We start from the raw sequence: 24,578 nt of genomic DNA, 5'->3' as shown, positions 1-24,578 counted from the left end.
CCCGATCGGGGAGATGCTGCCCGTCCGGTTCGGCCACTGCCGGTCCGGGTCCGATAATCCGACGTTTGTCGCCGGTCCGGCCCGGGAAGCAAGCACCGTGACGGACATCTCGGACACCCTGGCCAGCGTGCCCAGCCCGGTCGATGCCGACGCGAGCGGCGTCGAGCTGGAACAGACCCTCGCCGAGGTCAAACGCGTGATCGTCGGGCAGGATCGGCTCGTCGAACGCCTGCTCACCGCCCTCATCGCCGACGGTCACTGCCTGCTGGAGGGCGTACCGGGGGTGGCCAAGACGCTCGCGGCGCAGACCCTCGCCACAGTCGTCGGCGGCACCTTCTCCCGGATCCAGTTCACGCCCGACCTGGTGCCCTCCGACATCGTCGGCACCCGCATCTACCGCGCCTCGACCGAGCAGTTCGACGTGGAGCTGGGACCGATCATGGCGAACCTCGTGCTCGCCGACGAGATCAACCGGGCCCCGGCCAAGGTGCAGTCGGCCCTGCTGGAGGCGATGGCCGAGCGGCAGGTCTCGATCGGCGGGCGGAGCTGGCCGGTGCCGGAGCCGTTCCTGGTCCTGGCCACCCAGAACCCGATCGAGTCCGAGGGCGTCTACCAGCTCCCCGAGGCGCAACGCGACCGCTTCCTCATGAAGGTCGTGGTCGACTACCCGAGCGACGCCGACGAGCTGGCCATCCTCTACCGGATGAGCACCGAGCGCCCCACCGCGAGCACCGTGCTCGACCCGATCCGGCTGCGGGAACTCCAGCGCCGCGCCACCGACGTCTTCGTCCACCACGCGCTCGCCGAGTACGTGGTCCGCCTCATCCTCGCCACCCGCGACCCGCAACGCTTCGGCCTGCCCGACATCGCGCCGCTGCTGGCGTACGGGGCCAGCCCCCGGGCCACGCTCGGCCTGGTGGCCGCCGCCCGCGCGCAGGCACTCATCCACGGCCGCGACTACGTCCTCCCCGAGGACATCCGGGACCTGGCGGTGGACGTGCTGGCGCACCGGCTCGTGCTCACCTTCGACGCGGTCGCCGACGGGATCTCCGGCGAGGACGTGGTGCGCCGGGTGATCGAGGCGGTGCCACCACCCCGGCTGGTGAACGGGCCCACCGAGGCGGCGCCGGACCTGGCGGCGGCATGACCAGCACGGCCGAGCCCGGGCTGACCGACCTCGCGCCCGACCAGCGGCTGCGCCGGCTGGAGCTGACGGTGACCCGGCGGCTCGACGGCCTGCTGCACGGCCGGTACCGGGGCCTGCTGCCCGGGCCGGGCAGCGAGGCCGCCGGCAGCCGGGAGTACCGCCCCGGCGAGGACGAGGTACGCCGGATGGACTGGGCGGTCACCGCTCGGACCACGGTGCCGCACGTCCGCCAGGTCGACGCGGACCGGGAACTGACCACCTGGCTGCTCGTCGACGCCAGCCCCAGCATGGAGTACGGCACCTCCACGCTGGACAAACGGGAGCTGGCGGTGGCCGCTGTCGCAGCGATCGGCTTCCTCACCGCCGGAGTCGGCAACCGGCTCGGCGCGCAGGTGCTCACGCCCGACGGGCTGCGCCGATTCCCGGCCCGCAGCGGGCGTACCCATCTGCTCGGGCTGCTCCGCGCGCTGCTCGGCGCTCCGCGTACCGACGACCGGCGGGACCCGGACGGCGCGGGCGCGGCCGGCGCACGCCCGCCCGCCGCGGGGCCGGGCCTGGCCGACGGCCTGGACGGCCTGCAGCGTGTCGCCACCCGGCGCGGGCTCGTGGTGATCGTCTCCGACTTCCTCGACGAACTGCCCGACGACCCGGACGCCGCGCCCCCGCCGTGGGCCGCGGCGCTGCGCCGCCTCGCGGTCCGTCATCAGGTGCTCGCGGTCGAGGTGACCGACCCGCGCGAGCTGGAACTGCCCGACGTCGGACTGATCACGCTCGTCGACCCGGAGAGCGGCCGGCACCGCGAGGTGTGGACCGGCGACCCGGACCTGCGCGAGCGGTACGCGCGCGCCGCCGCCGAGCAGCGCGAGCAGGTACGCCACACGCTGCGCCGGGCCGGCGCCACCCACATGGCGCTGCGCACCGACCGGGACTGGTGCGCGGACGTGGTGCGGCACGTGCACGAGCAGCGCCGGCTGGCCACCGTGCCGGCCGCCGCCCGGGGAGGTGTCGCATGACCTGGCAGTCACCAGCCCGCCTCTGGCTGCTGCTCGCCGTCCTCGCGCTGGTCGCCGGCTATCTGGTGCTGCAACGGCGGCAGAGCCGGTACGCGGTGCGCTTCACCAACCTGCGCCTGCTGGACCGGGTCGCCCCGCGCCGCCCGGCCTGGCGCCGGCACGTGCCGGCGGGCCTGTTCCTGGCCATGCTGGCGCTGCTCGTGGTCGGGTTCGCCCGCCCCGAGGCGGAGGTACGGGTCCCCCGGGAACGGGCCACCGTGATGGTCGCTGTCGACGTCTCCACCTCGATGCTCGCCGGTGACGTGGACCCGGACCGGTTGACAGCGGCCAAGGAGGCCGGCCGGCGGTTCGTCGACGGGCTGCCGGACGAGTTCAACGTCGGCCTCGTCGCGTTCGCCGGCAGCGCCGCGGTGCTGGTGCCGCCGAGCACCGACCGGGAGGCGCTGCACGACGGCATCGGGCGGCTGGCGGAGGGCATCACCGGCGTGCAGGGCACCGCGATCGGCGAGGCGATCAGCACCTCGCTGGGCGCGGTAAAGAGCCTTGACGCGACTGCCGCGAAGGACCCGCCGCCGGCCCGGATCATCATCCTCTCCGACGGCGCGAACACCTCCGGGATGGACCCGATCGAGGCGGCCGACCAGGCCGTCGCCGCCAAGGTGCCGGTGCACACGATCTCCTTCGGCACGCCCGGGGGATCGGTCGACCGGGGCGGCCGGGCGATCCAGGTGCCGGTGGACGGGCAGACGCTGCGGGCGGTCGCCGAGCAGACCGGTGGCGGATTCCACGAGGCGTCCACCACCGCCGAGCTGAAGGACGTCTACGAGGACATCGGCACCTCCGTCGGCTACCGCACCGAACGGCAGGACATCTCGGCCCGCTTCATCGGCCTCGGGCTGGTCCTGGCGATGGGCGCCGCCGCCGGCTCGCTGCGGTGGTTCTCCCGGCTGCCCTGACCCGCACACCACTACCGCACGACATGTGAGGAGCCAGGCATGGCAGTGCAGACCGGACTCGGCGAGCCACGCGGACCGTGGTTCGTCTCGCCGGAGCTGGACCCGGACGGGCGCGGCCACCGGGACGTACCCGGGGGCGGGCCGGAGGCCGGACGGCGCAGCCTGCGGCACCGGCTGCTGAGCGTGGCGGCGGTGGTGGCGCTCTCCACCGTCTCCGGCGCGGTGGCTGGCACCTGGGCGGCCGACCAGGGCTCGCCGGGGCCGAGCGCGGCATCCGCCGCGCCGGTGCCCGCGGAACTGGTCACCGCCGCCGGCAAGACGGTGCCCGGCGTGGTCTCGGTGATGGTCGGGGGCCGATCCGGCGCGTCCGCGTCCGGCTCCGGATTCGCCATCGACAACGAGCAGCACATCGTCACCAACGACCACATCCTGGCCCGCGGCGGCTCGGGCGCGGTGACTGTGGAGACCTCGGACGGGCGTCGCTTCCCGGCCGAGGTGGTGGGCCGGGAACCCGCCAGCGACCTGGCCGTGCTCAAGGTGCCCGCGTCCGCCGGGCTGCCGCCGCTGCCGCTGGCCAAGGCGAACTCGACCCGGGTGGGGGAGCCGGTGCTCGCGGTCGGGTCGCCGCTCGGGCTCGCCGGGACCGTCACCGCCGGTATCGTCAGCGCGCTCAACCGGCAGGTGCGGATCGGCAACGGCCGGCACACGGCGGTGCAGACCGACGCCTCCATCAATCCGGGCAACTCGGGCGGGCCGCTGGTGAACGCGCGCGGTGAGGTGGTCGGCGTGAACACCGCCATCGCCACCATCGACGGCAACGGGTCGATCGGCATCGGCTTCGCCATCCCGATCGACCAGGTCCAGCAGACCGCCGACACCATCATCGGCCGGGGCGGCTGAGTCACCGGGCGCGGTCTCCCGCGCGGGTCGCCTCGGCGCTTCGCGCGGCGCTGACCTGCACAAGCACTGCAAGATCGGTGCGAACTGTCGGATATCCGGCGTGGGATCATTGGGGCATAGAAATATTACGCTGAGTATGGATACTGGCGGAGGTGGAGCAAGCTGTCATTGCGGCCCTCCTCGTGATGGGCCTGATCATCGGCGCCGGTGTCGGCGCGTCCTACGCGCGTGCGAAACGCGGCTGGACGGACTACCAGACGATCCGGACCAGCGTGCCGGGCGCCCGCCGCAACGCCTGGCTCGCGATTCGCGGCGTGGTCGTCAAGCTCGCGGTGATCGCCCTGCTGCTGGTCGGCGCGGCCGCGTACGCGGCCTCCGGCGGCGGCGAGGAACGGGCCGGTCCCACCCCGAGCGCCACCCCCACCCCGAGTCACCGCGCCGGGCGCTAGCCTCGGGGAGTGGACGACGGACTGCGGGTGACCGACCGGCTCGTGGTGCCCGCAGTCGAGCTGCGGGAACGGTTCTCCCGGTCGTCCGGGCCCGGCGGCCAGGGGGTGAACACCACCGACTCGCGGGTGGAACTGAGCTTCGACCTGGGCCGCTCGCCGAGCGTGCCGGAGACGCTCCGGGAACGGGCGCTGACCCGGCTCGCCGGACGCCTGGTCGACGGCGTGCTGACCGTGACCGCCAGTGAGCACCGCGCGCAACTGGCCAACCGGGAAGCGGCCCGGGAACGGATGGCCGCGCTGCTGCGCGAGGCCGTCGCCCCGCCGCCGAAGGCGCGCCGCCCGACCCGCCCCTCCCGTGGCGCCAAGGAGCGCCGGCTGGCCGAGAAGAAGCGCCAGTCCCAGCGCAAACGCGACCGCCGGGTGGACGGCGACTGACCGAAAAACGGTTGAACCGCCCGGCGCGCCGATCGGAGAATTCCGCCCCGTGATCGACTTCTCCGTCAAGCCCACGCTCACCGGCGAGCGTGTGGCGCTGCGCCCGTTCCACGACGACGACCTGCCGGCGCTCGCGGAGATCCTGGCCGACCCGGAGGTGGTCCGGCTGACCGGCAGCCCGGCCGGCGAGACGTTCGAACCGGCCCGGTTGCGCGCCTGGTACGGCACCCGCAACAGCCAGGCCGACCGGCTCGACCTCGCGGTGGTGGACCGGGCGAGCGGCGCCTGCGTCGGCGAGGTGGTCCTCAACGAGTGGGACCGGGCGAACGCGAGCTGCAACTTCCGCACGCTGATCGGCCCCGGCGGCCGCGACCGCGGCCTCGGCACCGAGGCGGTGCGGCTGATCGTCGGGTACGGCTTCGAGCAGCTCGGCCTGCACCGCATCGGCCTGGAGGTGTTCGCGTTCAACCCGCGTGCCCGGCGCGCCTACGAGAAGGTGGGCTTCGTCGCCGAGGGGACGCTGCGGCAGGTGCTGCGCGACGGCGACGGCTGGGTGGACGCCACTGTCATGTCGATCCTCGCTCCGGAGTGGAACCGGCACCGGGGGCACCCGGAGGGTTGAGCCGGAGGCGTCGAAGCGCTTCAATGCGTACGGGAGCTTCAGGGCCGTCACCGACCACCACGTCACAGTGACAGGAGTCCCTTCCGCATGTCCCGAAACCCCGTACGCGCCGCGCTGACCGCGCTCGCCGCGCTGCTACCGGTCCTCGCTCTCGGCCTCGCCCTCACCGCCACCACACCCCCGGCCGCCGCGGCGGCCACGCCGGTCCGCGTCATGCCACTGGGCGACTCCATCACCGGGTCGCCCGGCTGCTGGCGCGCCCTGCTCTGGAACCGCCTCCAGTCCACCGGCCACACCGACGTCGACTTCGTCGGCACGCTCGGGCCGCAGGGCTGCGGCGTGCCCTACGACGGCGACAACGAGGGCCACGGCGGCTACCTCGCGACGAACGTGGCCAACCAGAACCTGCTGCCCGGCTGGCTCGCCGCCACCCGCCCGGACGTCGTGCTAATGCACTTCGGCACCAACGACGTGTGGAGCAACATCGCGCCCGCCACGATCCTCGCCGCGTACTCGAAGCTGGTGGACCAGATGCGGGCCGCCAACCCGGCCACGACCGTGCTGGTCGCGAAGATCATCCCGATGAACCCGGCGAGCTGCCCGGAGTGCGGCCAGCGGACCGTGGCGCTCAACTCGCTCATCGACGGCTGGGCGGCCGGGAAGACCACGGCCGCCTCCCCGATCGTGGTGGTCGACCAGTGGACCGGGTTCAGCACCGCCACCGACACCTACGACGGGGTGCACCCGAACGCGGCCGGGGACCAGAAGATGTCCGACAGGTGGTACCCGGCGCTGGTCGCCGCGCTCGGCCGCGCCACGCCCGGCCCGACCACGTCCCCGACCGTCAGCCCCACGCCGTCGCCCACGCTCAGCCCGTCACCGACGACCAGCCCGTCGCCCACCGCGAGCCCGACGTCGGCGCCCGGCGGCTGCACCGCCACCTGGCGCCTCGCCGGTCAGTGGCCGGGCGGCTTCCAGGGGGAGGTGACAGTGCGCAACGACGGCGCCGCGCCGATCGCAGGCTGGACCGTGCGCTTCCCGCTCGCCGGCGGACAACGGATCAGCCAGGCGTGGAGCGCCGACGTGACGCAGAGCGGAACCACTGTGACCGCCCGGAACGCGAGCTGGAACGGCGCGCTGGCCCCGGCCGCCCAGACCACGTTCGGGTTCCTGGCCGAGGGAACCGCGCCGAGCCCGGCGCTGACCTGCGCGCCGAGCTGACCGTCGCGTGCCGGCCGGCCCCGCTCAGCGGTGGTCGGCCGGCACCGCCCGGTCCAGCGCGGCCAGCAGCCGGGCGCGCAACCCGGCGGCACGCTCGGCGAACCCGCGCTGCGCGGCGGCGTACTCGGCCCGGCCCTCCGGCGTCTCCACCGGCACCGGCGGGTAGCCCAGGGCGGCCAGGTCGTACGGGCTGGCACGCATGTCCAGCGCCCGGATCTCCCGGGCCAGCTCGAAGCAGTCCGCCACGAGTTCCGAGCAGACCAGCGGCGACAGCTTGTACGCCCACTTGTAGAGATCCATGTTGGCGTGCAGGCAACCCGGCTGCTCCAGCGCGTGCTGGCTGTCCCGGGTCGGCTGGAGCACGTTCAGCGGGCGGGCCGGCGCGGTGAAGAACCGGAACGCGTCGAAGTGGCTGCACCGCACGCCGCGCTCCTCGACCACGGCCGCCGTCGCCGCCGGGCTCAGCCGCAGCGGCCAGGAGTTGTGCCGTACCTGCTCCTGCGTCTGCCGGTAGACCATCGCCCACTCGTGCATGCCGAAGCAGCCGAACTGCGCCGGGCGTCCGGCGGTCGCCGCCAGCAGCGTACGGATCCAGGCGATCGACTCGGCGCGCCGCGCGCGTACCCGATCGGTGTCGAGGGTGAGCCCGGCGGCGCAGGCGGTGTAGTCCGGGCCGAAACCGGCCGGGTCGGCGTCGCGCAGCGTTACGCCCGCGCCCGGGTGCCAGCGGCGCAGCTGGGCCGGCCGGTGCGAGTAGTAGGTGAAGAGGAAGTCCTCCACCGGATGCTTCACGCCCGCCCGGCGGCGGCCGAGATGCGGCGTCAGCCAGGCGTCCACCCGCTCCTCGTGGGCGGCCCGGCGCGCCTGCCAGTCGGCGACGTCGAGCGCGGGGGCGAGGGCGGCGGTCACGCACCCCAGGGTACGACCGCCGCCCGTCGCCGGGTCACGGCACGTCCACCCGCACGCCTGCGGAGAAGACGCCGCTGCGCAGCTCCAGCCGCTTCGGCGGCTCGTCGCCGCGCATGGTGAACACCAGTGGCAGCAGCACCCGCCGCCCGGCGGCCACCGGCTGGGAGAACACGTCCCGGCCCAGGTTCGCCACCCGGGTCGCGTCCTCGTCGGCGGCCACCCAGTTCCCGCTCGGCAGGTACGCGCGCTGCAACTGCCCGTGCCAGGTCTGGTCCTCGTTCGTGACGTTGCGCACCCCGACCGTGGCCAGACAGGGGCGTCCGCCGCCGGGCGCCGCCGGCAGGACGTCCGCGCCGCAGCTCACCCGGTAGACGGTGAACTCGAACGCGGTCTCCCGCAGCGGCTGGCCCAACGCGCCGGTGACGCTGCTGCCCACCCACGCGCCGCTCGTCGGCTGCTTGGTGGTGTCCATCGCCGCCACCCGCTGCGTGGCCGACCAGGCCGCCGCGCCGACCACCCCGGCCAGCACCGCCGCCGCCACGCCCACCACCAGCCAGACCGGCGGCCGGCGACGGCGGCTCGCGGGCGCCGGCACCGCCGTACGCGGATAGACCGTGCCCCGTTCGGCCGGGCTGCCCTGCCCCGGGACGCCGCTTCCCGGCGCGCCGGGACCGGTGGACATCGCCCCGCCTCCGGACAGGCCGGTGCCCGCCGTCGCGGCCGTGCGCCGGCGGCGGCGCCACAGGGCCCACCACAGCACGCCCGCGGTCACCACCAGCAACGCGGTGAACGCGGCAAGCAGCACCGGTGGCCGCCGCCAGGCCGGGGCGGCCGTCACCTGCGCCGCCGGGGCCGTCGCGGCGCCCACCCAGGTCGCCGTGGCGCAGTCGTACGGGCGCGTGCCGTCGGTGCCGTAGACGCAGGTGGGCGCGGTCACCGACCGGCCCGGGCCGGGAACCGACAGCGCGGTGTGCAACGTGGTGGTGCTCTTCGCCGGCAGGCGCAGCCGCCACGTCACCTCCCCGGCGCTGGACCCGGCGGGCCGGGTGGTCCGCCCGCCGCCGGTCACCGTGGTGGCCCGCGACCCGCTCGGCAGCTCCTGCCGCACCATCGTGTCGACCGGCGCCGTGCCGGCGTTGCGGACCTCGATCCGGTAACCCGGCGCCGGAGTGCCCGCCGCGCCGACCGCCACGCTCACCGGCGGCATCGACGGGCGGACCGGCGCCGGGCCGGTGGTCGGCACCGCCGGCGGGACCGCCGGCACGCCGGTCGGGATCGGGGTCGCCCCCGCGCCGGGCAGGGCGACCGGGACGGCGGCCGGCGGTGGAGCCGGTCGGGCGGGGGTTTCGGCCGCGCGGGGCGTCGCCGGGGACAGCGCCGGTACGGCGGCGATGACGCCGAGGCAGTTCACGAACACTGCCAGGGCCCTGTGGTGTCGTCTCGATGCAGGCATACCAACGAACCTCCGGAACCGAAGCTATGGGCCGGGCCCCGCCGGGCGGGTACGAAGCCGCCATTCCCGCCCCGTCCGGCGCGATCCGGCGTACCCTGTCGCTCTCTCGCCGGTCCCGGCGCCGGCGGGCGGCGCGGGGTGCGGCGCGGGCCGCCGGGCGCGCTGCCTGCCGGTGTCCGACGGGCGCCGCGCGGGCGGGGATAGATTGGCCGGGTGCGTATCGCTCGTTTCGCTCATGCCAAGGGAATGTCGTTCGGGGTCGTCGAGGGCGAGCCGGAGGCCGGGCCGCAGGGCCTGACCATCGCCGAGATCGAGGGCCACCCGTTCGGGCAGATCCAGTTCTCCGGAGCCCGCTGGGCGCTCTCCGACGTCCGGCTGCTGTCGCCGATCCTGCCCAGCAAGGTGGTCTGCGTCGGCCGCAACTACGCCGAGCACGCCGCCGAACACGGCAGCGAGGTGCCGAAGGAGCCGCTGCTCTTCCTCAAGCCGTCCACGTCGGTCATCGGTCCGCGCGACGCGATCCGGCTGCCGATCTTCTCCAAGCAGGTCGAGCACGAGGCGGAACTCGCCGTGGTGATCGGCGCTCCGGGCGCCCGCCGGGCCGACCGGGCCGCCGCCGAGCGGGCCATCTTCGGCTACACCTGCGCCAACGACGTCACCGCGCGGGACCTCCAGCGCTCCGACGGCCAGTGGACCCGCGCCAAGGGCTTCGACTCGTTCTGCCCGATCGGGCCGTGGATCACCACCGGGCTCGACGTGAGCGACCTGGAGATCCGGTGTGAGGTGGGCCGCAACCCGGAGGAGATGGAGGTACGCCAGCTCGGCCGGACCAAGGACATGGTGTTCGACGTACCGGGCCTGGTGTCGTACATCTCGCACGTGATGACGCTGCTGCCCGGCGACGTGGTCCTGACCGGCACGCCGGCGGGGGTTAGTCCGCTCACCGAGGGGGATACGGTCACCGTGCGGATCCAGGGGATCGGGGAGCTCAGCAACCCGGTGGTCCCTGTCGCCTGATTTGCTCCGATGCCTCGTTTCCGCTGGTCAGGTGGGTTTCGAGGGGTTGGATTTGGCCTGTCGGCACCGGGAGGGTAAAGTTCATTCCCGGCGCCGCAAGGGGCCAATGGGGTATGGGGTAATTGGCAGCCCGACTGATTCTGGTTCAGTTAGTCTAGGTTCGAGTCCTGGTACCCCAGCGCAGCCGCGGGTTCGCAAGAGCTCGCGGACGCTGGATTCCGGCAGCTCACGCTGGCGGAGTGCAATGAAGGTTCTGGCCCCGTCGTCTAGCGGCCCAGGACGCCGCCCTCTCAAGGCGGTAGCGCCGGTTCGAATCCGGTCGGGGCTACAGCACCGACAGCCCGTCCCGTTTCCCCGGGGCGGGCTTTCTGCTGTCCGGGCAACGTTTTCCGCGTGCGGTGGGGGTGACCCCCGCGGCGCGGTGCCGGACGCGATGCCGCTAGACTACTGCCACGCCACCCGGCAGGGCGGCGAAGCAGGAAAAGTGCCTGGCCCCGTCGTCTAGCGGCCCAGGACGCCGCCCTCTCAAGGCGGTAGCGCCGGTTCGAATCCGGTCGGGGCTACGTCACCGAACGGCCCGTCTCGCTACGCGAGGCGGGCCGTTCGCATTCCCCGCCCCACCCCGTTGATCATGAAGTTAGCGGCAGTCTGGGAGATCAAAAATGCCGCCAACTTCATGATCAACGCGAGAGGGGGTGGGGGTGGGGGTGGGGGTGGGTGGGTCAGAGGCCGGAGAGGCGCTGGCCGGCTCGGACGACGGCCATGGCGTGGCGTTCTCCGGGGCGGCGGCCGAGGCGCTCGATCGGGCCGGAGATGCTGATCGCGGCGATCACCCGGCCGGTGCGGTCCCGGATCGGCGCCGAGACGCTCGCCACACCCGCCTCCCGCTCCGCGACGCTCTGCGCCCAGCCGCGCCGCCGTACCTCGGCCAGCGTACGGCCGGTGAACTTGGAGCGGGGGAGCAGCGGCATGACCGCCTCCGGCGGCTCCCAGGCGAGCAGGATCTGCGCCGCCGACCCGGCGGTCATCGGCAGCACCGAGCCGACCGGGACGGTGTCCCGCAGGCCGCTGGCACGCTCGGCGGCGGCCACGCAGATCCGCTCGTCGGCGCGCCGCAGGTAGAGCTGGGCGCTTTCGCCGGTGGCGTCCCGTAGCGCGGCGAGCAGCGGCTCGGCGGCGGTCAGGAGCACGTCCGGGGCCGCGTTCGCCAGCTCGCCCAGGCGTGGACCCGGGCGCCAGCGCCCCTGGGTGTCCCGGACGAGCATCCGGTGGATCTCCAGCGCCTGTGCCAGCCGGTGCGCGGTGGCCCGGGGCAGCTTGGTGCGTTCAACGAGTTCGGCCAGGCTGGCGCCGTCGACACAGGCGGCCAGGATGACCACCGCCTTGTCGAGAACGCCGACACCGCTCATACTGTGTCCCACAAGCCGAAATTTACCTCCCAGAATTTAGGATGTCCAGATGGTGGGAGTCACTCAACCGAGGACCCTGGCCGAGAAGGTCTGGGACGCACACGTGGTCCGCTCCGCCGACGGCGAGCCGGACCTGCTCTTCATCGACCTGCACCTGCTGCACGAGGTGACCAGCCCGCAGGCGTTCGACGGGCTGCGTCTGGCCGGGCGCGGGGTCCGCCGTACCGACCTGACGATCGCGACGGAGGACCACAACACCCCGACCGGGTATGACGACCCGGCGTTCCGCCTCCGGCGCGGCGACCTGCTCACGATCGCGGACCCCACCTCCCGCACCCAGATCGAGACGCTGCGTCGCAACTGTGCCGAGTTCGGCGTCCGCCTGCACGCGCTGGGCGACGAGAACCAGGGCATCGTGCACGTCATCGGCCCGCAGCTCGGCCTCACCCAGCCCGGCATGACGATCGTGTGCGGCGACTCGCACACCGCCACCCACGGCGCGTTCGGCGCGCTCGCGTTCGGCATCGGCACCAGTGAGGTCGAACACGTGCTGGCCACGCAGACGCTGCCGCAGGCCCGGCCGAAGACCATGGCCGTGAACGTGGTCGGCGAGATGGCGCCCGGCGTCACCGCCAAGGACCTGGTGCTCGCGCTGATCGCGCAGGTCGGCACCGGCGGCGGTCGCGGTCACATCGTCGAGTACCGGGGCGAGGCGATCCGCGACCTCTCCATGGAGGGGCGGATGACCATCGCCAACATGTCCATCGAGTGGGGCGCCAAGGCCGGCATGATCGCGCCGGACGAGACCACGTTCGCGTACCTGAAGGGGCGGCCCAACGCGCCCCAGGGCGACGCCTGGGACGCGGCGCTGGAGTACTGGCGGACGCTGCCCACCGACGACGGCGCGACGTTCGACACCGAGGTCACGCTCGACGCGAGCCGGATCACGCCGTTCGTCACCTGGGGCACCAACCCCGGGCAGGGTGTGCCGCTGGGCGCGACGGTGCCGTCCCCGGAGGACTTCGTCACCGAGCCGGAGCGGGTCGCCGCCCGGCGCGCGCTGGAGTACATGGACCTCACCCCGGGCACGCCGATGCGTGACCTGGCCGTGGACGTGGTCTTCGTCGGCTCCTGCACCAACGGCCGCCTGGAGGACCTGCGTGCCGCCGCCGACGTGCTGCGCGGGCACCGCGTCGCCGACGGCGTACGCATGCTCGTGGTCCCCGGCTCGGCCGCGGTCCGCGAGGCGGCCGAGATCGAAGGGCTGGACAAGGTCTTCACCGAGGCCGGCGCCGAGTGGCGTTTCGCCGGCTGCTCCATGTGCCTGGGCATGAACCCGGACACGCTGAAGCCGGGTGAGCGTTCCGCCTCGACCTCCAACCGCAACTTCGAGGGCCGCCAGGGCCGGGGCGGGCGTACCCACCTGGTGTCCCCGCCGGTCGCCGCCGCCACCGCCGTGGTCGGCCGGCTGGCCGCCCCCGCCGACCTGTAGAAGGGCAGCCGAGAGATGGACAAGTTCACCACCCACACCGGCACCGCCGTGCCGCTGCGCCGATCCAACGTGGACACCGACCAGATCATCCCCGCCGTGTACCTCAAGCGGGTGACCCGGACCGGATTCGCCGATGGTCTGTTCAACGCGTGGCGGGAGGACCCGTCATTCGTCCTCAACGATCCCGTCCATTCGGGTGCGTCGATTCTGATCGCCGGCCCCGAGTTCGGCACCGGATCATCCCGGGAGCACGCCGTCTGGGCGCTGCGGGACTGGGGCTTCCGGGCCGTCATCTCGCCCCGCTTCGGCGACATCTTCCGCGGCAACGCGCTCAAGGAAGGCCTCCTTCCGGTCGAGCTGGAATTGAAAGCCGTGGAAGAACTGTGGGATCTCGTGGAATCCGAGCCGACCACGCCGATCACTGTCGACCTCGCCGCCCGCCAGGTCCACGCCGGTGACGCCACCTGGGCGTTCCCGCTGGACGACCACAGCCGCTGGCGGCTGATGGAGGGCTTGGACGACATTGGACTCACCCTCCGGCACGAGGCGGAGATCGCCTCGTACGAGGCGTCCCGGCCGTCGTTCCTGCCCTCGGTAGCCTGACTCCGGCCCGAATTCGCCCCCACCGGTGCGCCCGGTGGGGGCGAATCCGTTACGACACAAGGGCTTTTTTCCACCGAATGTTTGTGTCCAGGCAGCACAGGGCATAACGTGCGCGCAGAATGGCTCGCGTCGAGTCAGTTGCACAATCGGGAGGAAGTCGTGAACAAGGCCGAGCTCATCGAGGCGCTCGCCGTTCGCCTGGGGGACCGGAAGACGGCGACGGCCGCGCTCGACGCGGTTCTCGCTGAGGTCCAGGCGGCGGTCACCAAGGGCGAGAAGGTGGCGATCACCGGTTTCGGAGCGTTCGAGAAGCGCGTCCGGGGAGCCCGAACAGCGCGCAATCCGCGTACCGGCGAGGCGGTGAAGGTCAAGAAGACCTCCGTCCCGACGTTCCGGGCGGGCGCGGGCTTCAAGGAGATGGTGGCCAGCGGCAAGGTGCCGAAGGACACCGCCGCCGCGAAGAAGACCACCGGCGCCGCGAAGAAGACCACAGCGGCGAAGACCACCGCGGCCGCGAAGAAGACCACGGCGGCGAAGGCCACCAAGACCACCGCTACCAAGAAGGCCGCGCCGGCGAAGAAGGCCGCCGCGACCAAGACCACGGCGGCGAAGAAGACGACCGCGGCGAAGTCCACCGCGGCGAAGAAGACCACCACCGCCAAGAAGACGACCGCGGCGAAGTCCGCCACGGCCAAGAAGACCACGGCGGCCAAGAAGGCGCCCGCGAAGAAGGTACCGGCCAAGAAGGCCGCCACCCGGCGCTGACCGGACGGCCCACGAAAGGGCGCCCACCGTTGCCGGTGGGCGCCCTTTCGCATGGGTACGCCGTTGACCGCCCGCCGTCGCGCCCCGCAGAATCGCCGTGCCGAAAACCCCCGTCGGTCACGAGAAGAGGCGCCCGTGCGGCACCGTCACCTCTCCACCCTCACGCTCGCGCTCGGTATCGCGGTCCTGCTGGACGTGCTGCGGGTCTGGCTCCCGTCGGTCATCACCCTCTTCGGGCGGGCCGCCGAGACACCGGCCGAGCTGCTCGGCGCGTTCGCGCTCGGCTGGTTCCTGCTCGCGCTCGCCGCGCCTGCGCTCGTACGCCGCACCGGCGCCGCCCCGGTCGGACTCGTCGCCGCCGTTGTGCTGGCGGCGGCGCGGCTGGCGCTCACCGCGCAACCCGGTGGTCCGGCCCAGCTCTGGCTGGCCTGCGCCGGGCTGCTCGCCGGCCTGGTCTGGCTCGCCGCCACCGCCGCGTCCGTGCCCCGGCCGGTGACCGGGCTGGCGCTGGGCATGGCCGGGAACGCGGTCGGGCACGCCCTGCTCGGCACCGAGGACCTGGTGTGGCGCGGCGGTGTGCTCGCCTGGAGCCTGAGCACCCTGCTGGTGCCGGCGTTCCTGGCCGCCTCGGTGGCGGTACGGCGGGAGCGGGCGGACACGTCGGCGGCGGGGCCGTCCCCGACGGGCGCGGGCCACGGCACAACCGGGCGGCGTATCCGCGTTCCGGGACGCCGGGCCTGGCTGCTGTGCGGGCCGGCGCTGCTGCTGGCCGGTCAGGTGGCGCTCGCCCCGGCGCTCTGGAGCGCCGCCGCCGGCACCGGATCGCCTGCTTTCCCCGGCCTCGCCCGCCCCGGCAGCGGTGCCCTGCCGGGCGCGCTCGCGGTGCTGCTGTTCCTCGCGGCGGCGTTGTTCCGGGCACCGGCGCGCGTGGCGCGGGTGCTGTGGCCACTGGCGTTGCTCGCCGGGTCGGTGCTGTTCGTGACCGGGCATCTCGTTCCGGCGTACCTGCTCACCGCCGCCGGTCTCGGCGGCTGCCTGGCCCTCACCGACACGACCGGCGACGGGCCCGCGGCCGCCGACGACGCGGCCGGGCCGGGCGACGACGGACGGGCGGGGGCGCGACGCGGGCGGGCGGCGGCGCTCGGGATGCTGGTGTTCGCGGTGGCCACGGTGGCCTACTACGCCGCCTACGACCTGGGGTACCCCAACGGCTGGGCGCCGGTCGCCACGGCCGTCCTGGTGGCTCTGGTGGCGGCTACCGCGCCTCTCCGGCCCGCACCGACGGCACCCGACCCGACGGCGCCCGGCGCAGCCGCACCCGGCCCGGTGCTGCCGACCACGGTCCGGGTCGCGGCCCTGGCCGCGCTCACCGCGCTGGCCGGGCTCGCCGCCGTGCTGCACATACCGCCCGCGCCGGCCCGGGCCACGGCCGCGCCGGCGGCGGTACGGGTGGCCGCGTACAACATCCGGATGGGGTTCGGCCTGGACGGCCGGCTGGACCTCGACGCGCTGGCCCGGGAGCTGCGCGGCGCGGACATCGTGCTGCTCAGCGAGGTGGACCGGGGCTGGTGGCTCAACGGCGGCCACGACACGCTGGCGTTGCTGGCCCGGCGGCTGGAGATGCCGTACGTCTTCGCGCCCGCCGCCGACCCGGTCTGGGGCGACGCGGTGCTCAGCCGGTTCCCGGCCCGTTCCGGGCAGACGCGGCGGCTGACCGCGCACGGCGCGCCGACCGGTGCGCAGGCCCTCGGCGTCACGCTCGACCTCGGTGGTCGCGAGCTGGCAGTCGTGGCCACGCACCTGCAACCGCCGCCCGGCCGGGACCCGGTGGAGCAGGCCCGCGAGGTGGCCGAGTTCGCCGGCCGGTACGCCGCCGGCCGTCCGCTGGTGCTCGGTGGCGACCTCAACACCGAGCCGGCCGACCCGGCGTTCGCCGAGTTCACCCGCGCCGGGCTGGTTGACGCGCTGGCCCCGGCCCGGCCGTTGCGGACCAGCCCGGCCGACGACCCGCGCACCCAGATCGACCACGTCTTCGTCTCCCCGGGCCTGACCGCCACCGAGGTACGCGCGCCGCGTACCGAGGCCAGCGACCACCTCCCGGTGACGCTCACCGTCACGCTGCCCTGAGCCGCCTCACAGCCGGTCCGGGAGGACCAGTTGGTCACCGGCGAACGGCAGCAGCCAGCCACCGCCCTTGGCGGTGGTGAAGTCCTCGTCCACGCGGCCGGTGAGCCGTTCCAGCGCGCCCGGGATCACCTTGCCCTGGCTGCACACCGCCACCGTCCCGGCGGCCTGCGCCAGCGCGACCAGGCGGGCCGCGGCGGCGAGCGCGCACTCCTCGGCCTGCTGGCCCGGCTCCGGCTCGTCGAAGTCGCCGCACACCTCGATCGGCAGGTCCAGCCGGGCCGCGGCCGGACTCAGCGTCTGCACGCAGCGGCGCGCCGAGGCGGAGCACAGGCGGGCCGGGCGGACCAGGGCCACGAGCGGAACCAGCGCCAGCGCCTGGGCCTGCCCGTCGTCGTCCAGCGGGCGCCCGTGGTCCGGGCCGGTCCAGGTGCCGCGCTTGCCGGCGCTGGCGTGCCGCACCAGCAGCACGGTCGCGGTGACCGGCGGCAGCGCCGCGAACGCGGCGATCACCTCGGCGTCGTGCGGGTAGCTGACCCGGCGTACCGCGTCGTCGACCGGGAACCAGGCCACGTCGTCGACCTCGGTGCCGGGCTGGAAGCCGCCGGCGCCGGCCGCCCGCATGGACCAGTAGTCGACCGCCTTGGCGTGACCCTCGCTGCGGTAGCGGACGGTGGGCAGGCGCACCTGCGGCACCGCGCGTACGTCGGTCTCCTCGGCGACCTCACGGACGGCGGCGACCAGCGGATGCTCGCCGCGGTCCAGCTTGCCCTTCGGCAACGACCAGTCGCCGTACCGGGGGCGGTGCACGAGGCAGACCTCGACGCCGGCCGGGCCCGGGCGCCACACCACGCCGCCCGCGGCCCGGATCCGTACCGGCTCGTCGTCGCTCACCCGCTCACCGTATGCCCGCCCGGCACGCGCCACGGCCCGCTCAGTCCGCCCGGCCGCCGACCCGGCGCAGCAACAGGTCCTGCAGGTGGGTCAGCGGCGTGTCGCCGTCGCCGGTACGCCGGTGCCAGGTGCCGTCGGCGGCCAGCTCGAACGCGTCCACGTCGGGGTCGAACGCGGCGGTGAGGACGTGGTCCAGCTCGGCGCGGGCCACCGGATCGCTCACCTGCACCAGCGCCTCGACCCGGCGGTCCAGGTTGCGGTGCATCAGGTCGGCCGAGCCCATCCAGAACTCGGCGTCGCCGTTGTTGCCGAACCGGAAGATCCGGGAGTGCTCCAGGAACCGGCCGAGAATCGAGCGGACCCGGATGTTCTCCGACAGCCCCGGCACGCCCGGCCGCAGCGTGCACATGCCCCGGATCAGCAGGTCCACGTGCACGCCGGCCCGCGACGCCCGGTAGAGCGCGTCGGTGATCTCCTCGTCCACCAGGGAGTTCACCTTGAACTGCACCAGCCCCGGCATGCCCAGCCGGACGTGCTCGATCTCCCTGTCGATGCGCTCGATCAGGCCGCTGCGGATGCCCTGCGGCGCCACCAGCAGCCGCCGGTACGCGGTCTGCCGGCTGTAGCCGGTGAGCACGTTGAACAGGTCGGTCAGGTCGGCGCCGATCTCCGGGTCGGCGGTGAGCATGCCGAAGTCCTCGTAGAGCCTTGCCGTCTTCGGGTGGTAGTTGCCGGTGCCGATGTGGCAGTACCGGCGGATCTGGTTGCCCTCCTGGCGTACGACGAGCGCGGTCTTGCAGTGCGTCTTGAGGCCCACCAGGCCGTACACCACGTGGCAGCCGGCCCGTTCCAGCGTGCGCGCCCAGCCGATGTTCGCCACCTCGTCGAAGCGCGCCTTCAGCTCCACCAGCACCACCACCTGCTTGCCGGCGGCGGCCGCGTCGACCAGCGCGTCCACGATCGGGGAGTCGCCGCTGGTGCGGTAGAGCGTCTGCTTGATGGCGAGCACGTTCGGGTCGGCCGCGGCCTGCTCGACGAAGCGCTGCACGCTGGTGGCGAACGAGTGGTACGGGTGGTGCACCAGCACGTCGCCGTCGCGCAGCGTGGCGAAGACGCTGCGCGGCACCTCGCCCTCGGCCAGGCGCGGATGGGTGGCCGGCACGAACGACGGGTCCTTCAGGTCGGGCCGGTCCGCCTCGCCGTAGACCTGCCACAGCGCGGACAGGTCGAGCAGCCCGCGTACCCGCAGCACGTCGTGGTCGTCCATGTCCAGCTCGCGGACGAGCAGCTCCAGCATGTGGTCGGAGATGGACGCGGCCACCTCCAGGCGTACCGGCGGACCGAACCGGCGCCGGGCCAGTTCCCGTTCCAGCGCCTGGAGCAGGTCCTCGTCGCGGTCCTCGTCCACCTCGACCTCGGCGTTGCGGGTCACCCGGAACAGGTGGCACTCGACCACCTGCATGCCGGAGAAGAGCTGGCCGAGGTGCACCGAGATGAGGTCCTCCACCGGCAGGAACCGCACGCCCGGCTGCTCCCGGTGGACCCGGACGAACCGGGGCACGTTGTTCGGCACCTTGACCCGGGCGAACAGCTCCGAGCCGCCGTCCGGGTCGCGTACCGAGACGGCCAGGTTCAGCGACCGGCCGGAGATGTACGGGAACGGGTGCGCCGGGTCGACCGCCAGCGGGGTGAGCACCGGGAAGATGTGCTCCCGGAACCAGGTGCGCAGCCGCTCCCGCTCGGCGTCGTCCAGGTCGCTCCAGCGCAGGATGCGGATGTCCTCGGCGGCGAGCTTCGGCAGCACGTCGTCGACCAGGCAGGCGGCGTGCCGGGCGACCAGGCCGGCGGCCTTCTCGGTGACGAGTTCGAGCTGGGTGCGCAGCGGCAGCCGGTCGCCGCCGCGCACCGGCAGGCCGGCGGAGAGGCGGCGCTTCAACCCGGCCACCCGGACCATGTAGAACTCGTCCAGGTTGCTGGCGAAGATGGCCAGGAACTTCGCCCGTTCCAGCAGCGGGGTGCGCGGGTCCTCGGCGAGCGCCAGCACCCGGGCGTTGAAGTCGAGCCAGGACAGCTCCCGGTTGAGGAAGCGGTCCTCCGGCAGCGGCTGCGCCGGTGGCGACCCGGCGTCCGGGCCGGTCTCGTCCGGGCCCTCGACCGGGTCGAGCGGCTCGTCCAGCCCGGTGGCGCCGGCCGCGTCCGGGTCGGCGCCGAGGCGCTCCTCCGGGGGCCGGGGCTGGCGGAACCGCCCGTCCGGGCCGCGGCTGGGGCGGCCGTTGCGGGGCGGGCCGGGGTCGAGGATCGGCGGCGGGCCGTCGGGGTGCTCGCGAGGGGTGCTCACCACCTCATGATTCCCCGATAAGGGTGAACGGAAAATGAACTCCGGCCAGGTTGTTCACGCCATGGTCGGCAAGGTCACCCGGACGACCTCGCCGTCGGCGTCCCGCTCGATCCGGACACGCTGCCCCAATCGGAGCAGCCGCAGCCCGGAGGCGTCGAACGCGCGGGCCGGGAACGCCAGCTCGGTGCCGTCGTCGAGCAGCAGCACGCCGCTGCGGGTCGACGCGTCGTAGGTGGCCACCGTGCCCTGCATGCCAGCACCGTACCGGACTTCGGCCCCGGCCAGCAGCGCCGCCGTGCGTGGCCCCAGACCCAGCCCGGCGGCGGCGGCCAGGTCCGCCGGGGTGTCCACGTCCCGGCGCAGGCTGGGCCAGTCACCGGCCAGCGGCAGCGCCCCGCTCGCCGCGTGGGCGGCGGCCGAGCCGGGCCCGAACCGCGGCGCCAGCGGCACCCCGGCCGGCGCGGCCAGCAGCACGGTGCCACCGCCGGGTGCGTCCGCGACGTACCCGCGTACCCCCTGGGTGGCACGCAGCGCGGCGGCCAGCTCGGCCGGTCGCAGCGCGGGCAGGTCGGCGGTCAGGCCGGCCACGGCGGCGCGCGGCCCGGCGACGGCCGCGCCGTGCCGGAACGCCGCGTTCAGCCCGGCGCCCGGATCGGCGGCGACCCGGGCGCCCGCCGCGTCCGCCGCCGCGCGCACCCGCGCGTCGTCGGTCACCACGAGCACCCCGGCGACCGCCGGGCACGCCCGCGCCGCGCGCAGCGTGTCGGCCGCCAGGGCCAGCGCCAGCTCCTCATGGGGTACGCCGGGCAGCGCGCCCCGCAGCCGGCTCTTCGCCGCTCCCAGGCGCTTCACCGGCATCACCACGGTCCAGCGGGCCTCAGACACGCCGACCATCCTGCCAGCGGGAGCGCCGGTACCCGCACTGGCCGCAGCGGGGGCGAACAGGCATGATTCTGTGCCGGGGCGCGTGGGCGGATCGAGGAGGCACTGTGGCACGGCGGAGGCTGGGGTTCTGGCGACGGCTCGCCGTGGTGCTGGTGAAGCCGCTGATGACGGTCTGGACCCGGCGCACCTGGCGGGGCATGGAGCACCTGCGCGGCGACGGCGGCGTGATCCTCGTGCCGAACCACATCTCGCACGCCGACCCGCTCGTGGTCGCCCACTACATCTACGACGCCGGGCGCTGGCCGCGTTTCCTCGGCAAGGCCAGCGTGTTCCGGGTGCCGGTGGTCGGCGCGATCCTGCACCGCTGCCAGCAGATCCCTGTCGAACGGGGCACCGTCGAGGCGGTCAAGTCGCTGGACAAGCTGGTCGCCGCGCTGGCCGAGGGGGGCGCCGTGGTGATCTACCCGGAGGGCACCACCACCCGGGAGCCGGACCTGTGGCCGATGAAGGGCAAGACCGGCGCGGCCCGGCTGGCGCTCGCGACCGGCGCCCCGGTGGTCCCGATCGCCATGGTCGGCCCGGAGCGGATGTTCGACCCGCGTACGGCGCGGTTCGGGCTGCGCCCGCGTACCCCGGTGACGGTGGTCGCCGGCCCGCCGGTGGACCTGAGCCCCTGGGCCGGCGCCACGCCGACCCGGCCGATCCTGGAGGAGATGACGGACACCATCATGCTGCGCATCCGGGATCTGGTCGCGGAGATCCGTGGCGGCACACCACCGCCGCTCTGGCAGCGGCCCGCCCGCACCGGCATCCGGGAGGCCGGCGAATGAGCGGGCACGTGGCGGTGCTGGGCGCCGGGTCCTGGGGGACCGCGTTCGCCAAGATCCTCGCCGACGCCGGGCGGGACGTCACAGTGCTGGCCCGCCGCGCCGCCGTGGCCGAGGCGATCCGGACCGGCCGGGAGAACCCGGAGTACCTGCCGGGCGTGCGCCTGCCGGAGCGGGTGACCGCCACCGGCGACGCCGCCGAGGCGATCGAGGGCGCCGAGGTGGTGGTGCTCTCGGTGCCGTCGCAGACGCTGCGCGGCAACCTCGCCGACTGGACGCCGTACGTGGCGCCGGACGCCACGCTCGTGTCGCTGATGAAGGGCATCGAGCTGGGCACCACCAAGCGGATGAGCCAGGTGATCATGGAGACCGCCGGGGTGCCCGCCGACCGGGTGGTGGTCGTCTCCGGGCCCAACCTGGCCCCGGAGATCGCCGCCGAGCAGCCGGCCGCGACGGTGGTCGCCGGCACCGACAGCCGGCGTACCGCGCTGGTGCAGGCGTCCATCCGGACCCCGTACTTCCGCCCGTACACGAACGACGACGTGATCGGCTGCGAGCTGGGCGGCGCGGTGAAGAACGTGATCGCGCTGGCGTACGGCATCGCCACCGCGATGGGCTTCGGCGACAACACCCGGGCCATGCTGATGACCCGGGGGCTGGCCGAGACCGCCCGGCTGGGCGTGGCGCTCGGCGCCGACCCGATCACGTTCGCCGGGCTGGCCGGCATGGGCGACCTGGTCGCCTCCTGCTCGTCCCCGATGGCCCGTAACCGCACCTTCGGCGAGCACCTCGGCCGGGGGGAGTCGCTGGAGCAGGCCCAGGCGGCCACCCGGCAGACCGCCGAGGGCGTCAAGAGCTGCCTGGCCATCCGCGACCTGGCCCGCGCGCACGGGGTCGAGATGCCGATCACCGAGCAGATCGAGCGGATCTGCCACGAGGGGATGGACCCGCGCCTCGCGGTGGACGCGCTGATGAGCCGTACCGCCAAGCCGGAGTCGTACGAGTGAGCGGAGCCGGGATGAGTGGCGAGAACTGGGGCGACGGCACGCGCAGCGTCCACGCCGGACTGCCGGAGGCGGTACCCGGGCAGCCGTTCCTGCCCGGCCCGGTCTTCGCCGCGCCGTACCACCTCGACCCGGAGCGCGGCCCGTCGGCGGCGGCGGACGGGTACGGGCGGCCCGACAACCCGACCCGGCGACTGCTGGAGACGGCGATCGGCGAGCTGGAGGGCGCCGACTGCCGCGTCTTCGCCAGCGGCCAAGCCGCCATCACCGGGCTGCTGCTGACGGTGCTGCGACCCGGCGACACCGTGCTGCTGCCCGCCGACGGCTACTACTCGGTGCGCTCGTTCGCCTCGGGCACGCTGGAGCAGCTCGGCGTACGGGTGACGCTGGTGCCGACCGCCGGGCCGTACCCGTCGTTCGACGGCGTGCGGCTGGTGCTGCTGGAGACCCCGGCGAACCCCGGCCTGGACGTCGTCGACGTGCGGGCGGTGGCCGCCGCCGCGCACGCCGCCGGGGCGCTGGTGGCGGTGGACAACACCACCGCGACGCCGCTCGGGCAGCGCCCGCTGGACCTCGGCGCGGATGTGGTGGTCGCCTCCGGCACCAAGGCGCTGACCGGCCACTCGGATCTGCTGCTGGGCTATCTGGCCACCCGCGACGCCGGGCTGCGGGACGCGGCGACCACCTGGCGCAACGCCACCGGTGGGGTGCCCGGCGCGTTCGACTGCTGGCTGGCCCACCGCTCGCTGGCCACGCTCGACCTGCGGCTGGCCCGGCAGACCGCCAACGCGCGGGCGCTGGCCGACCTGCTCGCGGCCCGGCCGGACGTGACCGGGGTGCGCTGGCCCGGACGGCCGGACGACCCGGCGTACCCGGTCGCGTCGGCACAGATGCGGCGCGTGCCGGGCGTGGTCTCGTTCGACCTGGGCGACGAGGGCCGGGTGGCCCGGTTCCTCGGCGCCTCCCGGCTGGTGGCCGCCGCCACCTCGTTCGGCGGGCTGCACAGCACCGCCGACCGGCGCGCCCAGTGGGGCGACGCCACGCCGCCCGGCTTCGTGCGGTTCTCCTGCGGCATCGAGGACACCGCCGATCTGCTCGCCGACGTGGCGGCCGCGCTGGACGCGGCGGGCTGACGGCGCGACGCCCGCTGGGCTATCGTGACGGGCAGCCACGGCCCGTGCGGCCCCGACCCGAGGAGGTGAGTCCGATCCCCCAGCAGAGGACCGGCGTTCCCTCCGAGTCCGCGTCGCCCAGGAGCTGAGGCGACGCCGGGAGCGCCGACGAGCGCTTCCCGAAAGGCCTGCCATGGCATCCACCGTGTTCACTCCCGATCGTCCGGCCCTCGTCCGCCGGCTGCGCGCCGCCGGTTGCGTCTTCGCCGAGGACGAGGCGGACCTGCTGATCGCCGCCGCCGACTCGGCGCAGACGTTGACCCGGCTGGTCGACCGTCGCGTCGCCGGCCTGCCGCTGGAACATCTGCTCGGCTGGGCCGAGTTCTGCGGTCGGCGGATCGCCGTCCACCCGGGTGTGTTCGTGCCGCGCGGCCGGACCGCCCTGCTCGTCGACGCCGCGACGGCGCTGGCCGGGCCGGCCCCCGCGGTGCTCGACCTGTGCTGCGGCTCCGGCGCCGCCGCCGTGGTGCTGCACGAGCGGCTGACGCCGCGCTGGCTGGCCGCCGCCGACATCGACCCGGTGGCGGTGGCCTGCGCCCGGCGCAACCTCGAACCACTGGGCGTCCCGGTCTACGAGGGCGACCTGTTCGACGCGCTGCCGGCCGGCCGGCGCGGGACGCTGGACCTGGTGGTGGCGAACGCGCCGTACGTGCCGACCGCCGCGGTGACCTCGCTGCCGGCCGAGGCGCGCCTGTACGAGGCGCCGGTGGCGCTGGACGGCGGCACGGACGGCCTGGCCGTGCTGCGCCGGGTCGCCTCCGGCGCGGCCGAGTGGCTCGCCCCGGGCGGGCATGTGGTGGTCGAGGTGAGCGTCGCGCAGGCCCCGGAGTTGTGCGCCGTGTTCACCGCCGCCGGGCTGGCGCCGGCGGTGGTCCGCGACGAGGAACGCGAGGCGACAGCGGTGACCGCCCGCCGTCCCGGCTGACCGCGGCGGGGGAGCCCC

23 protein-coding genes, 3 tRNA genes and 1 pseudogene are annotated in these 24,578 nt (G+C 74.3%); 20 read left to right on the top strand and 7 right to left on the bottom strand.

Annotation, left to right across the window (positions count from 1 at the left end; all coding sequences use genetic code 11):
* The first annotated feature begins 97 nt into the window (after positions 1 to 97).
* The 8 genes from DQE82_RS01760 to DQE82_RS01725 all read left to right on the top strand — a co-directional run bounded on the left by DQE82_RS01760 (position 98) and on the right by DQE82_RS01725 (position 6,743).
* A complete protein-coding gene (locus DQE82_RS01760) occupies positions 98 to 1,147 on the top strand; it encodes a MoxR family ATPase (protein ID WP_043325980.1) in 1,050 nt (349 codons plus the stop codon).
* Positions 1,144 to 2,160 (top strand): DUF58 domain-containing protein, encoded by a 1,017-nt coding sequence (locus DQE82_RS01755; protein WP_113971835.1) that lies wholly within the window; start codon positions 1,144 to 1,146, stop codon positions 2,158 to 2,160. The genes DQE82_RS01760 and DQE82_RS01755 overlap by 4 nt, the downstream gene beginning before the upstream one ends.
* On the top strand, positions 2,157 to 3,116 hold the full coding sequence (locus DQE82_RS01750; protein ID WP_104113889.1) for a VWA domain-containing protein: 960 nt from the start codon (positions 2,157 to 2,159) through the stop codon (positions 3,114 to 3,116). The genes DQE82_RS01755 and DQE82_RS01750 overlap by 4 nt, the downstream gene beginning before the upstream one ends.
* A gap of 39 nt (positions 3,117 to 3,155) precedes the next feature.
* A complete protein-coding gene (locus tag DQE82_RS01745; RefSeq protein WP_064447007.1) occupies positions 3,156 to 4,016 on the top strand; it encodes a S1C family serine protease in 861 nt (286 codons plus the stop codon).
* Between the two features lie 152 nt (positions 4,017 to 4,168).
* Positions 4,169 to 4,465, top strand: a complete 297-nt coding sequence (locus DQE82_RS01740; protein WP_043325976.1) for a hypothetical protein — start codon at positions 4,169 to 4,171, stop codon at positions 4,463 to 4,465.
* A 9-nt stretch (positions 4,466 to 4,474) separates the two neighbouring features.
* The gene (arfB, locus tag DQE82_RS01735; RefSeq protein WP_043325975.1) at positions 4,475 to 4,900 is read left to right on the top strand and encodes an alternative ribosome rescue aminoacyl-tRNA hydrolase ArfB; all 426 of its coding nucleotides are present in this window, start codon (positions 4,475 to 4,477) and stop codon (positions 4,898 to 4,900) included.
* Between the two features lie 49 nt (positions 4,901 to 4,949).
* On the top strand, positions 4,950 to 5,522 hold the full coding sequence (locus tag DQE82_RS01730; protein ID WP_113971834.1) for a GNAT family N-acetyltransferase: 573 nt from the start codon (positions 4,950 to 4,952) through the stop codon (positions 5,520 to 5,522).
* 87 nt (positions 5,523 to 5,609) lie between these two features.
* On the top strand, positions 5,610 to 6,743 hold the full coding sequence (locus DQE82_RS01725) for a cellulose binding domain-containing protein (protein ID WP_113971833.1): 1,134 nt from the start codon (positions 5,610 to 5,612) through the stop codon (positions 6,741 to 6,743).
* A 24-nt stretch (positions 6,744 to 6,767) separates the two neighbouring features.
* Here DQE82_RS01725 and DQE82_RS01720 read toward each other — a convergent pair whose 3' ends face one another.
* Both DQE82_RS01720 and DQE82_RS01715 read right to left on the bottom strand, forming a co-directional pair.
* Entirely contained in the window at positions 6,768 to 7,652 is an 885-nt protein-coding gene (locus DQE82_RS01720; RefSeq protein ID WP_113971832.1) for a 3-methyladenine DNA glycosylase, read from the bottom strand.
* A 34-nt stretch (positions 7,653 to 7,686) separates the two neighbouring features.
* The gene (locus tag DQE82_RS01715; RefSeq protein WP_113971831.1) at positions 7,687 to 9,105 is read right to left on the bottom strand and encodes a hypothetical protein; all 1,419 of its coding nucleotides are present in this window, start codon (positions 9,103 to 9,105) and stop codon (positions 7,687 to 7,689) included.
* 213 nt (positions 9,106 to 9,318) lie between these two features.
* Between DQE82_RS01715 and DQE82_RS01710 the strand changes: the two genes are divergently transcribed.
* From DQE82_RS01710 to DQE82_RS01695, 4 genes are all read left to right on the top strand, one after another.
* Positions 9,319 to 10,122, top strand: coding sequence for a fumarylacetoacetate hydrolase family protein (locus DQE82_RS01710; protein WP_013284528.1), 804 nt, complete (start codon positions 9,319 to 9,321; stop codon positions 10,120 to 10,122).
* Between the two features lie 107 nt (positions 10,123 to 10,229).
* Positions 10,230 to 10,301: transfer RNA gene (locus DQE82_RS01705), tRNA-Gln, on the top strand.
* Between the two features lie 76 nt (positions 10,302 to 10,377).
* A tRNA-Glu gene (locus DQE82_RS01700) sits at positions 10,378 to 10,450 on the top strand.
* Between the two features lie 162 nt (positions 10,451 to 10,612).
* Positions 10,613 to 10,685, top strand: a tRNA-Glu gene (locus tag DQE82_RS01695).
* Positions 10,686 to 10,844: 159 nt separating this feature from the next.
* On the opposite strand, the gene DQE82_RS01690 is transcribed toward DQE82_RS01695, so the two are convergent.
* Positions 10,845 to 11,531 (bottom strand): IclR family transcriptional regulator, encoded by a 687-nt coding sequence (locus DQE82_RS01690; protein WP_013284529.1) that lies wholly within the window; start codon positions 11,529 to 11,531, stop codon positions 10,845 to 10,847.
* 49 nt (positions 11,532 to 11,580) lie between these two features.
* On the opposite strand from DQE82_RS01690, the gene leuC reads away from it, so the two are divergent.
* The 4 genes from leuC (at position 11,581) to DQE82_RS01670 (ending at position 16,518) form a co-directional block, all read left to right on the top strand.
* Positions 11,581 to 13,023 (top strand): 3-isopropylmalate dehydratase large subunit, encoded by a 1,443-nt coding sequence (gene leuC, locus DQE82_RS01685; protein ID WP_113971830.1) that lies wholly within the window; start codon positions 11,581 to 11,583, stop codon positions 13,021 to 13,023.
* Positions 13,024 to 13,038: 15 nt separating this feature from the next.
* Positions 13,039 to 13,626, top strand: a complete 588-nt coding sequence (leuD, locus tag DQE82_RS01680) for a 3-isopropylmalate dehydratase small subunit (protein ID WP_043325965.1) — start codon at positions 13,039 to 13,041, stop codon at positions 13,624 to 13,626.
* Positions 13,627 to 13,785: 159 nt separating this feature from the next.
* Positions 13,786 to 14,391 carry an HU family DNA-binding protein gene (locus tag DQE82_RS01675; protein WP_113971829.1) on the top strand — a complete coding sequence of 202 codons (606 nt, stop codon included), beginning with the start codon at positions 13,786 to 13,788 and terminating at the stop codon, positions 14,389 to 14,391.
* A gap of 135 nt (positions 14,392 to 14,526) precedes the next feature.
* A complete protein-coding gene (locus DQE82_RS01670; protein WP_113971828.1) occupies positions 14,527 to 16,518 on the top strand; it encodes an endonuclease/exonuclease/phosphatase family protein in 1,992 nt (663 codons plus the stop codon).
* A gap of 6 nt (positions 16,519 to 16,524) precedes the next feature.
* On the opposite strand, the gene DQE82_RS01665 is transcribed toward DQE82_RS01670, so the two are convergent.
* The 4 genes and pseudogenes from DQE82_RS01665 to cofC all read right to left on the bottom strand — a co-directional run.
* A complete protein-coding gene (locus tag DQE82_RS01665) occupies positions 16,525 to 17,442 on the bottom strand; it encodes an NUDIX hydrolase (RefSeq protein ID WP_113971827.1) in 918 nt (305 codons plus the stop codon).
* A 7-nt stretch (positions 17,443 to 17,449) separates the two neighbouring features.
* Entirely contained in the window at positions 17,450 to 19,747 is a 2,298-nt protein-coding gene (locus tag DQE82_RS01660) for a polyphosphate kinase (RefSeq protein ID WP_369799305.1), read from the bottom strand.
* Positions 19,748 to 19,801: 54 nt separating this feature from the next.
* On the bottom strand, positions 19,802 to 19,999 hold the full coding sequence (locus DQE82_RS30960) for a cold-shock protein (protein WP_043330566.1): 198 nt from the start codon (positions 19,997 to 19,999) through the stop codon (positions 19,802 to 19,804).
* Between the two features lie 21 nt (positions 20,000 to 20,020).
* Positions 20,021 to 20,641, bottom strand: a pseudogene (cofC, locus tag DQE82_RS30955) (2-phospho-L-lactate guanylyltransferase); the annotation flags it as partial.
* A gap of 95 nt (positions 20,642 to 20,736) precedes the next feature.
* Here cofC and DQE82_RS01650 point away from each other — a divergent pair.
* The 4 genes from DQE82_RS01650 to DQE82_RS01635 all read left to right on the top strand — a co-directional run bounded on the left by DQE82_RS01650 (position 20,737) and on the right by DQE82_RS01635 (position 24,560).
* Positions 20,737 to 21,462, top strand: coding sequence for a 1-acyl-sn-glycerol-3-phosphate acyltransferase (locus DQE82_RS01650; RefSeq protein WP_043325959.1), 726 nt, complete (start codon positions 20,737 to 20,739; stop codon positions 21,460 to 21,462).
* Positions 21,459 to 22,466, top strand: a complete 1,008-nt coding sequence (locus DQE82_RS01645; protein WP_030500847.1) for an NAD(P)H-dependent glycerol-3-phosphate dehydrogenase — start codon at positions 21,459 to 21,461, stop codon at positions 22,464 to 22,466. Before DQE82_RS01650 ends, DQE82_RS01645 begins: the two co-directional genes overlap by 4 nt.
* Positions 22,467 to 22,477: 11 nt before the next feature.
* A complete protein-coding gene (locus tag DQE82_RS01640) occupies positions 22,478 to 23,596 on the top strand; it encodes a cystathionine gamma-lyase (protein ID WP_043325958.1) in 1,119 nt (372 codons plus the stop codon).
* 172 nt (positions 23,597 to 23,768) lie between these two features.
* Complete coding sequence (locus DQE82_RS01635) at positions 23,769 to 24,560, top strand: putative protein N(5)-glutamine methyltransferase (RefSeq protein ID WP_113971826.1); 792 nt, start codon at positions 23,769 to 23,771, stop codon at positions 24,558 to 24,560.
* Positions 24,561 to 24,578 lie beyond the last annotated feature (18 nt).

Source organism: Micromonospora sp. LHW51205, assembly GCF_003315815.1.
Taxonomy (GTDB): domain Bacteria; phylum Actinomycetota; class Actinomycetes; order Mycobacteriales; family Micromonosporaceae; genus Micromonospora; species Micromonospora chalcea.
This window is presented reverse-complemented; position numbering and strand designations above follow the sequence as displayed.